Source organism: Bradyrhizobium sp. LMG 9283 (assembly GCF_045571415.1).
In the GTDB taxonomy this organism is placed as follows: Bacteria; Pseudomonadota; Alphaproteobacteria; order Rhizobiales; family Xanthobacteraceae; genus Bradyrhizobium.
Genome location: NZ_CP120691.1, coordinates 7405744 through 7418000, shown reverse-complemented (window position 1 = coordinate 7418000; position 12257 = coordinate 7405744). Strand labels below are relative to the sequence as shown.

General features: G+C 57.0%; 2 protein-coding genes. Both read left to right on the top strand.

Annotation, left to right across the window (positions count from 1 at the left end; genetic code table 11):
- Positions 1-2893 precede the first annotated feature (2893 nt).
- Entirely contained in the window at positions 2894-9364 is a 6471-nt protein-coding gene (locus tag P6U29_RS34590) for an amino acid adenylation domain-containing protein (RefSeq protein ID WP_407114692.1), read from the top strand.
- Positions 9361-10788 carry an MATE family efflux transporter gene (locus P6U29_RS34585; RefSeq protein WP_407114691.1) on the top strand — a complete coding sequence of 476 codons (1428 nt, stop codon included), beginning with the start codon at positions 9361-9363 and terminating at the stop codon, positions 10786-10788. The genes P6U29_RS34590 and P6U29_RS34585 overlap by 4 nt, the downstream gene beginning before the upstream one ends.
- The last annotated feature ends 1469 nt before the right edge of the window (positions 10789-12257 follow it).

Here is a 12257-nt window from a genome sequence, read left to right as displayed (position 1 = left end):
CCCGGCATGCAAAAGTTGCGTGAAAAGGGCTGGCACGCTGCCGCTCATGAGAGCGTTAAGAATGTTGGAGGGGTAAGACGGGAGGAGATGCAAGCGATCACTTGAAAGAGTATCCGCTAACTTCAACACGGTCAGCCTCCATCGGCACAAACTGACCGGGGTTCTATCACCGGGAAACGCATGACACTCCTGCCAGAAGCGGTCGTGTCTCAGCGGCCGGAAGCAGCGCGGGCGCGACTCGGCGCCGATCGGTTGCATCGGGCGCTATCCCTGCCGCGCCTGCGCTGCAGATTGAGGTTAGCAGGAACGTGACTCGGCGCTGTCCCATTCTGGTAAGGCGCTGTCCCTACCACGCCTCGCTTACCCTAACGGCCCTGTACTCAGGCTAGCTTTCCAAAAGCTGACGAAAGCCGTGCGGCAATTCATAAAAGCAGCTCTTGTGGCCGCTTGCCGACATGCTCACTGAGCGGCGCTGAACAGAGTCATGAGAGATTACCTCGCGCAGCCAAAAACGGAACCGATCGCTCCCAAGTCTGGCACAAAGTATTTTCTGTGCGGTATAGGCGGGGCAAGTACAGACTTCAACGAATCCGGTCATCGCGACCAGAAAATTGGTCTTAGAGCATGCGTGTGCGCACAGCATGATAATGCATTGGTAGTCTGTTCAGTTGAAGGATCGGCCTCAGAGAGTGGGTGGTGCGCGCCAAATTCGTATTCGCTTGGCCTCAATATTCGTGAGGCCGCATCAGGCTGCGCAACGTGCTGTCGACCGTACCGGACCAGTGTTGTGGGCGGGCAGCTTTGCCGTATACCTGGCTATATCGCGTGTCCAATCGGTTAGCTGGTCGGCCGGCGAGTTGTTCAAATGACGAATACACATTCGTTGACCGCATCTCCACAGCGGCAGGAAGTCGCAGTGGATCACCGTCTCCAAATAAGGGTCCAGTCGCGAGGAGCGGGTTCATCAGGCTCGAATAAAGCTCAGGATCGTCAACCGGCCATCGATGAGTCGAGGCGACATCACATGGCTCCGGGCCCGCGCCGTCAGAGCCTACACCGTTTTCCGAGGTGCAGCCAACGCCGTCGACTCCGATCGGTTCGATACGCCAGCATCGGGTCTGCGAACTAACGCGCGCCGCCGCGTAACTATCGCATAAGAGTGCTGTCAATTGTCACTACCAGATCTGGGTGTTTGGGGAAGCAGTACTTGCATCATAAGGTTACGGAAAGGTCGGATGCACATATGCGTGTTCCCATCAAGCTTCGAGACGCGCAATGCCATGGCAAACATGAACCTCAGCTCCCAATCCTTTGCCGACGCATGCGCGCGACAGCGGACTGTCACCGACCAAAAACTCACCAAATTTAGAGCACTGGTCCCGAGACGTTCAGGTTTCCAGATGAGACGTGTCATGAAGCCAATAGCGCGGGTCGCAGCAGCAATAAAGCGCGCTCGGGCACTCTCTGATCTCGACCGGTGCTGCGCAATCTGGTGGCTCTATCGTCTCCATTTCGGCATCAACCGCGACGCGATGTTGGGGCTTGCCGCGGTCACGATCGCCCAGGAGAGATCCCGCGGCGGCATTTAGGCCTCGTGACATCGGCCACCTTTCATGCGAGCGCTGGCACTGCCCCACCAAACCTGCCACCAGGTTGCGCGTTGGCTGGCGGACAAAAAATCTCAGCCTAACGCCAAACGTCTCAAGTCTCCCCCAGGCCACTAAGGCCGCAATCACATCCAGTACCGGCGGACTGCCCGGGGGGCACAAATGGCGCCTGGAAATACGGTGAGCAGACCGCACAAGCCGAACTAGTGCTCGCCGTTCGCAGCATCAGCAGGCTGAGATTTGTGGCGCGGATGATGCTGCTCATGCAGTCCAGCATCGTTGAATTGACGGGCCCGAATAGCTGACCGGAGAGCGCCAAAATCGGACCACTTGATTTGTAATGTCTGCCGACCGGGAGCAAGGACGCGAGGCTCGCATTTCACCAGATGATCTTAAGCGGAAAGGAATATGCCGCGCCCGAGACCGCAAAAGCCGTGGGAAGTGGTCGAGTAGCTCATCAAGCAAGTCTGGCGAGCGCATCGCGATGGATTAATCCTGCCGCAGAGGCCCGTGGGCAGGCTGCGTCTCTGTCGATCGAAGTCTCCGTGAGGCATACGTCCCTGCGGACGGCCAGCCGTTCAACCGTGCGCCGCCCAAGAAATATGCCCTCGGCGCCTATCCACAGCGGTTTGTGCTCGCCCCCGGAGCACTACGCGATGACACGACGCCTCAGTTTCCAGCTCGCGCTATCCATAGTCATAAATCAATCTCCGTTGACTAACGGCCAAATAAGCGGAGCTATTCGGATTAGGTGACGAGGTGATCGGGCGCTTTGTTGGCCGTTGCCAGCACTTGGAGGACCTCAATGCCATGCTTGGGGCTGCTGCTGCGAGCTTCGATAACTCGTTGTAATGTTGAGCGCCGCGGGGTCCTTGATGCGACGATCACGGGCTTGAACACCATCGGCCTGGCGGTGGTTGCGATAAGGAGCCTTCCCGAACAAACTGTATACCGGGTGGCGAACACGCTCTCGACGGCATTGGTGGTGCCGGCTCAAGTGCCGCGAAATCGGACAATTACGCTAATCACAAGCCGTAACGAGCCTGTGGGCGCGTTGATTGCGGGTGCCATGCAGGCGATGGCAGGTCCACGACAAGAGTAGGTAGGTGCCAAATTGGATGCGGGGTCATAGCGTCCTCCTGTTCCTCTGCCGATCATCGAGCCAGAAGCGAACACGAGAAGGTCATACGGACAAAACCTTACGACGTGCGGAATCAGGGTGGCTGCGATGCACACCTCGATGACGAGCTCCGGCGTTCCGATTTGGGCGCCGAAGAAGGCGACGAATGGCGGGGCGCGTGCCTACGGAAAATCAATCAGGCAAGAAGCAGTCTATGGAACGTCAACCGGTTGACGCGGTCTCGGCGATCAATCGGCTTGCAGGTTCGAATCCGGAGAGAGTTGCGCTGAGGCACGGCGCAGACGAACTCACATATGAGGCGCTACGATCACGATCGGATGCCCTTGCAAGGACCTTACGAGAGCAGGGTGCTCGCGGCGCGGTTGTCGGCTATTGGGGAGGGCGGGACCTCGACTGGGCGACGGCGGTCATTGGAATTTTGAAAGCTGGATCAACGTACCTACCGCTCGATCCATCGCTGCCGGCTTCCCGTACATCATTCATGATCGAGCAGAGCCGCTGTGCTTTGTTGATGGGCCGAGACCGCCCGGATTCGCTCAGCCTATTCCAGGAGAGCAGCAAAGCAGCTCCTCAATTCGTAGCTATAGAAGCGGCACTGCGCCGGGTGCAGAGCTCGTCTGTTGTGCCATCGCCGAACGTGGATGGACTTGCCTATATTCTGTTTACGTCTGGTTCGACCGGGCAGCCTAAGGGCGCAATGATCGAGCGCGCCGGCCTAAACAATCATTTGGCGGCAAAGATCGATGCTCTAAGTCTCACTCGGACAGATTGCGTCGCGCAAACGGCATCGCACTGCTTTGACATCTCGCTTTGGCAGCTTCTTTCTGCGCTTTGCATCGGAGCCTCTACATCAATCATCGATGATGCGACACTGAGATCGCCGTCATCGCTCCTTCAAGCAATTCAAGGATCCGGCGCTACGGTCGTCCAACTCGTTCCGTCGATGCTGGCAGTGTTTGTTGAATATCTGCAATCGCTTGCCGCGGCAGAGCGAGCCATGGACGGCTTGCGGATTATTTCTACCGTCGGAGAACCTCTAACGCCCGGATTGGCGCGCGCGTGGCTTGCCTTGTATCCCCGCGTTTCCATTCTCAATCATTACGGGCCGACCGAGTGCGCCGACGGCGTGACGCATCATCTGGTTTCTGTGCCGCCTGCGTTGGCTGAGCCTTATGTGCCGATCGGCAGGCCAATTCAGAAAGTTGAGGTTTATGTCGCGGACGGACCAAGGCTCTGCAATGTAGGAGAAGTCGGCGAAATCTGTGTTAGCGGCGTCGGTGTCGCTGCCGGTTACGTCAATGACCATGTCCGCACCAAGGATGCGTTTGGGCCAAACCCGTTCTCAAACGACCTGTCCTTCCGGCGCTTATATCGGACAGGTGATCTTGGGCGCCTCCGTTCCGACGGCCTTTTAGAATGTCTAGGTCGACGGGATCGTCAGGTCAAAATTCGCGGGCACAGAATCGAGTTGGGGGAAATCGAAGCTCGTTTGTCCGCTCATCCCTTGGTGCATGGTGCCGTCGCAGTCGCCTCTGCCTGCGCAGGTGTAAAGCTTACGGCGCGAGATATAGCTGGGTCGGAGGCACAAGCCGAATCGCGGCGGCTGGTTGCGTATGTGTCGGCTGCAGCTGAACTGGCGGAAAGCGATCTTCAGAAGTTTCTTGCTGAGGCACTCCCCAGCTACATGCTTCCGGAAAGAATCATTCACGTCAGCGGTATTCCACTGACCAGGAACGGAAAGGTCGACTTTTCAGCATTGCCTGACCCGGGGAGTGTTCGGCCGGTATTGTCAACGCCCTTCGAGGAGCCGCAATCAGACCTCGAAGTCCGGCTACGTCAAATCTGGTCCGGCATTTTGCATATTGAGAACATAGGTGTGAATGACCAATTCATAAGCCTTCGCGGAGACTCGCTCCGCGCAATGCTTATATTGGGACAGTTGCAGACCTTGCTCGGAGTGAGAGCGGATTTCAGACTGGTCCTGAATGGGACGATTCGATCCCTTGCCGCTTCGATCGAGGCTCGCGCTGAGCCAAATCCATGCACAGCCTTGATATACCGAAAGCTTAACCGATCACCTCTGACGCGACTCCAGGAGCACCTTTGGTTTCTGGCGCAGCTCGATCCATCTGCCCGGAACTACATCATTCAAGGTGGGCTGCGGATTAAGGGAGACATCGATTTAGCTCGGTTCAATCGCGCCTGGACCGAGGTCATTCATTGCCACCAGGCACTTTCGGCGCGCTTTATCGACGAGGACGGTCCGGTTCAATGCTTTGATGCTCCGCCATGCACCAATCTTGAATTGATCGATGCATCTCATCTCACCTCCTCCGAGGCTGAGGAGTTCACGGCACAGCTTCGGCGAACGGAGCTGAAAGACAATTTCGATCTCGGGCAGGGCCAGTTGTTTCGCGCGCGCATGGTCCGGTTTGGTCCTGACAATCATCTCATATTGATCACCGCTCACGAAATCATCCTCGATGCCTGGTCGATTTCTGTTTTGCTCAGAGATCTTCAGCAGAGATATTTAGATGCCGCGGCGCCTTGGCCAGAGAACCGTGCGTCACTCTCGGGCCACGCGGCGTGGGAAAAACAGCACATTTCTCCAGAGGCGCTGGAGAACCAACGACACTATTGGCGTCGTCAGATTGGTGATGATCCGCCGGTGCTTTCGCTTGGAAGGGCGCGCCCGCAAACAGATTCATACCGAGGCGCCTCGCATCCAGTGCTGCTTGGCAGCGATCTCTCCAGTCGGGTAAGAGAATTCGCGCGCCAAAATAGCTGCACCACTTCGACAACACTACTGGCGTGCTTCCAGCTGCTGCTACGAATGTATAGCGGTCAGGACGATATTGTCGTCGGCATGCCACACGCTGTACGGGATCAACCTGGCAGCGCCGACATCATTGGCTTTTTCCTGAATATGCTGCCGATCCGAGCCGCGATCGATGCCGGTCAGTCCTTTGCTGCTCATGCCAGGCGCATCCAGAGCCTGGTCAGCGATGCCATCGCAAATTCGGCCTATCCATTCGGATGGATGGTCAGGGATAGTAGGTTATGTCGCGAACCGGGGCGATCACCGATCTTCCAGGTCATGTTCAACATGTACTCCGAAGCCGCCGAACCCGTTGGTCGGGACGAGTTGGCTCTGACATTCCGCGAGTATGACACAGGCTATGTCAAATTCGACTTAACACTGTACGCGCAAGATCACGGCGATGAGATTGCGCTCCAGCTGGCGTATGCGGAAGACATAATCTCGAGTGATCTGGCTGTCCGCATGGCCAACAATCTACGCTGTCTGATTGCCGCCTGCGTTGATAAGCCGCTTGTGCCCATTGAGGAACTAAGCTGCCTCAGCGCCTCAGACCGCACTATCCTGGATTCGCTGGATGGATCAATCCAGCGATATGAATCTGAATGTCCGCTTGTTGAAGCCTTCGAGCAGATCAGCGTCTTTAATCACGCCAAAGTAGCATATTGTGGCGAGTTCGGGGAGGTCACGTTTGGCCAGCTGCGTGAGCGCGTAGCAGCTATCCGCTCGTTACTGCGGGATATGAAGGTGGGGGCCGGCGATCTGGTCGCCATGCTTGTTGACCGGTCGCCGGACGTTGCCGCTGTCATGCTTGCGGCGCGAGGCTTGGATGCTGTTGTTGTGCCGATAGCGCCGGATTATCCGCGTGATAGGATCAAACATATCCTGCGAGATAGTGAGGCAAAGCTCTTGGTTCACGTGATTGCCACGGAGCCGGATTTTGACATACCTTCGATTTGTCTATCCACCTTAGAAAGGCGCAGCAGGACCGCGAATAGTGTCGCGCCTAGCGACAGACCGTTAGATCAGCGAATTGCGAACCTCATATACACGTCCTCCTCAACAGGTCGGGCGAAGGGGGTTCTTATACCGGAAGCGGCAATTCTCAACCGGCTGAACTGGATGTGGCGGTGCTTTCCCTTCGATAGCACCGACGTCATGGTTATCCAGAAGTCCGCCTGCCTTGTTGCGTCCGCTTGGGAGTATTTTGGTGGGCTTCTGAGAGGTGTGCCCACGCTGATCCTCACCCAAGGGCAGGTGCTAGATCCGGATCTGTTGTTGTGCAGTTTGGCAAAACATCGCGTGACGCGCTTTTTTGCGTCTCCGCCAGTCCTGTCCGGTCTCATTGGGTCCCAGAAACGGCAGCCGCAAAGGACCGCCTTGAGATTGGTCACAAGCAGCGCCGAACCGATGCCTTCCTCGCTGCCCGCTCGCTGGCGTGAGTCGTTTCCGGGCGTGCCGTTGTGGAACTTCTATGGTGCGACGGAATGTGCGTCCAATGCAGCCGTGCACGAAACCGAGGATGCGGATGACAACTCGACGCTTGTCCCAGTGGGGCGGCCAATCGACAACGTCAAACTCTACGTGCTCGATTCACGATTGAAGAGAGTGCCTGTTGGAGCCCCCGGCGAACTGTGCATCGCAGGCCGCTGTCTGAGCGCCGGGTACTGGCAGGACCAAGATCGGACTGACCGCTGTTTCGTGCCGAATCCGTATGATGGCGGACAATACAACGTGCTTTATCGAACTGGGGACATCGCACGCATCTCGACCAGCGGCCTTCTGGAGATTTGCGGCCGATCGGACAACCAGATCAAGGTGAGGGGCTTTCGCATTGAGCCGGAGGAGGTCGAAGTTGCCCTTGAGTCTCATCCGGCAATCGCAAAGGCCGCGGTCTTCGCAGAAGACGTCGATGACGATCGCCGCTTGACGGCGAGCGTGGTGCCCGCTCGCGAGAATCTAAGCTCTGGAGAGATTCTAGCCCACCTGCGCGACAGATTGCCATCCTCTATGATTCCGGCAGCCTTCAGGTTGGTTGAAAGTGTTCCACTGACGACGAGCGGAAAGATAGACCGTGCTCGCCTATCCTGCGTTCCTTACCACGAGATAGAAACTAGACCATCTGCTGAGCCCCGCACCAGGAACGAGCGAGTTCTTGCTCGGATCTGGGAGGATCTATTAGGCGCCAAGGGGGTGGGAATCGACAGCAGTTTCTTTGATATCGGCGGCGATTCTCTTCTGAGCGTACGTTGCGTCACGCTGGCGCGCAAAGCCGGGCTGAATCTCACCGTCAACCAACTTTATCGAACACCGACTATCAGGGACTTGGCGGCCGGGGAAGCGGAGGCGGCACCCCACAACGTCGCTTCCGCCGACGGCTTACTGCCTGTGCCCCCCGTAATATCGTTTTGGAATTCTCTTGTCGGCTTTGACGAGCATTTCAACATCGGCGATCTGTTCTTCTTGCGCGGCGGCATCCTGAACATCAAGATCCTGGACCGGGCTCTCGCCCATGTCATCGAGAGGCACGAAGGCCTCAGGCTGCGCGTTGCCCGAGCCCAAGATGGATTACGGCTGGCGATTGGGCCTTGTCCGACTGAGCGCATCGTGGAGGAGATCGATCTCGTCCGAATGACCGGCCCAGACCAGCGCAGGACAATCGAGAGCGTCTCGGCAAGACGTCAACACATGTTTCGGTTTGACGGCCACACGCCTCTTGTTCACGTCGCGGCCTTCCGTACTTCGGAAAGCGGCGATTACTATCTGCTGGTGCTGATGCATCATTTCGTAACGGATGGGATGGGCTATCGGCTATTCCTGGACGCATTGGAGGACGCATACAACGCTCTTGCTGCAGGCCATGATGTGAATGGTCCCGAGACCGTGCAAAGGCTCTCTCCCTGGTTGAAGCGCCTCGAGCACTACGCGAACAGCGAAGCACCAGGCGAACTCAAGCATTGGGAGGGCATTGACTACCATCAATTCGACTTCCGTGTCAGCGACGCGTCATCGGGCGGCACGAGTGTTGCCGAAGAAAGCGCGAGAGAGCTTCACGATGCAAGTCTTAAACGTCGTCGGGAGGATGCGAACGGCCGTTCGCTTCGGGTAGATCAGGCCAAGTACCATCTTGAGATCGACGGGGAAACGACAGCGAGTCTCCTCAGTATTGGAGCCAGATCAGCGCATTGTCAGCACTTTGATGTGTTTCTTGCTGTCCTGTCGGGTGCGTGTGGAGCCCTGTTCGGCAACTATTCGCTCTGGATTGATAGCCTGACCTCGACGCGAGGTCGACTGTTTGACGATTTCGAGTCATCTCAGATCATTGGTCTTATCAGCGAGCTCGTTCCGTTTTCATTGAATGTCACAGGAAGGGAGTCGCGTTCCGACCGTGCTCGTTTGATATACCGGCAGCGCAATGCGCTGCCGCGTGGGGGAATAGGCTTTCGGGCCCTGAAATTCCTAAACCGAGATCCAGCCGTGCGGTGTCGGCTCGATCGCCTGCCACTGCCCAGAATTGGGGTGAATTATCGCGCCGGTTTGCAGCGCCATTTCCCACGCCGTTTTCTAGGCACAGACCCTTATCCACTTTGGATCGGCGAACACATGCATCAAGCGGCGGCGATCCACGTCTTCTGGTTCGATGTCGGATATCAATCGGGGCATCTACAGATTGACACCACGTATGATCCGAGCATGGTCGACTATGGGGTGACCCGCCGTCTTTGCACGGCCTTGCAACAGGAGCTGTTGCAGACGATCAGCGAAATTCGGAAGATCTCGGGACACCTTCATCCATGAATAAGCCCGATGCGGAATTCGCCGCCGAGGCCGATCACGATGTGATGCCGAACAAGAACGCGCGCATCGATCTAGCAGACCCCGGTCTGTTCAGACTTATCCTACGGCTCGCCATTCCGTCTGTTGTTGGCCTGTCGATCAATGCGTTGCAGCAGGTTGTCAACGCAATCTTTGTTGGCGCACTCGGCGCGCAGGCGATCGCAGCTGTCAGCATGACCTTGCCGATCGTGGTCCTCCTCGCGGCGGCCGGACAGGGGATAGGTGTTGGAGCAGCGTCGTTCATATCTCGTCATCTTGGTGCTGGTGAGTACCTGGAGGCGAGTCGAGGCGCCAGTACCGCTCTCGCGCTCGCCGCGCCAGTCGGCATCACCGTCACAGTCGCTCTGTTTCTAAACATGCGAGAGATCTTCCTGGCGCTCGGAGCAACTCCAACCATCATGCCCCTGGCGCTCGACTACGCGACGACACTTTTGTTCGGATGCACCTTGATGCTTATGAACATCGTCAACGGCTTCATCGTCCGAGCCGAAGGCAACACACGATTCAGCATGTGGACGATGATGACCGCCTTCATCCTGAACGCTGGCCTTGATCCGGTGCTTATATCCGTGCTGGAGCTCGGTGTGCGAGGCGCCGCTCTCGCAACGCTCGTGTCTCAGACTGCGGCTATTAGCCTCTATATCGCGTATTTTACCAAGCGACACGGAATGGTCCTCGTCAGGATATCTCACATCTCGTTGCGAGCGGATCGCATCAGACAGATCGCTTTCGTGGGGGCGCCAGCGACCATGACCAGCATCTTATCTGCTATTGCCGTTATGCTCTTGTACGGAGCAGCTGCGCCCTTCGGCGAAGAGTCCATCGCGGCCGTGGGAATAGCCGTGCGACTCTTAACGATTGGCGCACTGCTTATCAGCGGTTTCTGTATGGGTTCTCAAGCTATCCTGGGTTTTGGCTGGGGCGCACGCGATTTTTCTCGTGTACTGAGGGCTGCAAAGGTCATGCTCTCTATGACTGTCGCTCTTTCGGTGACATATTCCGCGGCCGTTGTGATTTTTGCCCGACCTTTGGTCAGGCTGTTCAGCGATAGCGATAGCGTCAGGGAAATTGCCGTTTCTGCCTGCACCGTCTTCCATCTCTTTTTTGGACTGTATGGTATTGAGTGTGTCGTCACGGCGATGCTTCAATCGCTCGGGAGAGCGCGTCTCAGCGCGGTTGTGTGTTTCGCGAGGCATTATCTCTTCATTCCGGCTGTACTGTTGTTTCCGGCGATATCGGGTTTCAACGGACTGTTGGCTAGCCAAGCAATCGCAGAGTTGGGTGCCGGAATGATCGCGCTGCTCGTCATGTTGCGCCAGTTCGCTGAGCTCAGGCGAGGAGGACCAGCACATTCAGCCAGGAATCGAGAGCAATCGTTCACTTGATCAGGCATCATCCCGACCAAGTGATACATTCCTCGCGGGCGAAACAGCCAGCCGTCATCCGTTCCGGGCTGCGTGGTTGCCGAAGTCGTTGCCCCCGTAGGCGAGAACGAAGTCGGTTGGTTCCTTGGAATGATTAAGCGAAGAGTTCGTGTCGACTGCGCGCTTGTTTGCGGCCGCAAGATTCGCGCTATTCTTGTCGATGCGGTTGGTCGATGCGGTTGTGTTATTTGTGCGGGAGTTGTGAAGCCGCGCTGTAATAGAAGTTCTCGCTGCTGCGGGTCGAACTCGTCCCTGTCGTACGAGACGGATCCCAGAAAATAGGCCAGGATAATTGGGATCCTCGAGGCGATCCCATTCCTGCGACAAGGCTCTAAACTGCTCGGACTGATAGCAGGCCATATAGCTCTTGCGATATGGCGGACCGGGTGGACAGGCCGGCGAATGATCTTTGCTACATTCACTTAACTGGTGCTCGTAGGCGGCGACTGTTTCCTGATATTCATCATAACCGCGCCGCTGGCATCTGTCGTCTTGAACAATAGGGCCGGGCAGCAACAAGGGGAGCGGCTATCGCTAAGGGCTGACTTTCAGTCCCATTGGGCGCCGGCAACAACATGCAAGGCGCGGGCGCGCTTGTCGCACACATTAGGCATGCTGCGCGATTCGCTGGAGCCTGTCGCGAGCAAAGCGATTGTATCCGCGAATGACGGACGTAGTTGGCACATTCCTTCAAAAGTGAACATGTTCAAGGTGCGTCCGATGAGATTCCTGGGGGCATCGACGGTTCTGGCTTGGGCTTGCCCCAGAAGTTCTTTGATTGTGGCGACTGCCATCTCAATCGGACTAAGATCGGGGCTGTAGGGCGGCAGGAAGTAGGCGCGCGCCGTCGAGCACGAAAAATGCAATCACCCCTCGCAGGTGAGGCCCGCAAGGAACGTCGTCGTGTTTCAATGGCCGTTTGTGCGCATCGCCGATGGCGCGTGTGCTGACATCGGCCCATGCGTAACGACGTGCCATGGCGGTTGTCGTCAAGTGCCACCAAACAAAATCAAGGGCGACCAAAGTCCTTCACGCGGCCACGCTTCCCGGCGCTCAGTGACTTCGATCCTGTTCGTTGCGCTGCACCGCTTTATTTAAAGCTGGTCTCCTCAGCGGCGAAAAACCGAGACAGCATCGACTTCTTCGTCTTACGCCCGTTGCGCGGAGACGCTCGGCCATCACATCGAGCGTCAGATAGTCCAGGAGCCAACCTAGAGCCGCTTCAACGCGGAGCCTCGCTCCGCGCTAGGTCCGCAAAGCTGCTGTGCTGCGCGTTTCCTCGAACCCTCACCAAATGCATCGCGCTCGCAATCCGCCTCAACTCTCGAAACCGATAGTCCTCACCACACTAGGTAGGTATCGACCCACTGTTGATGCTGTATTGTAGACCAGGAAGATCGCATTGAATCAAACGCGCTGGTACGGCAAGA

Excerpts from the sequence above, each read along its gene's own strand:
- P6U29_RS34590 (WP_407114692.1), top strand. The coding sequence starts at position 2,894 with ATGGCGGGGCGCGTGCCTACGGAAAATCAATCAGGCAAGAAGCAGTCT.
- P6U29_RS34585 (WP_407114691.1), top strand. The coding sequence starts at position 9,361 with ATGAATAAGCCCGATGCGGAATTCGCCGCCGAGGCCGATCACGATGTG.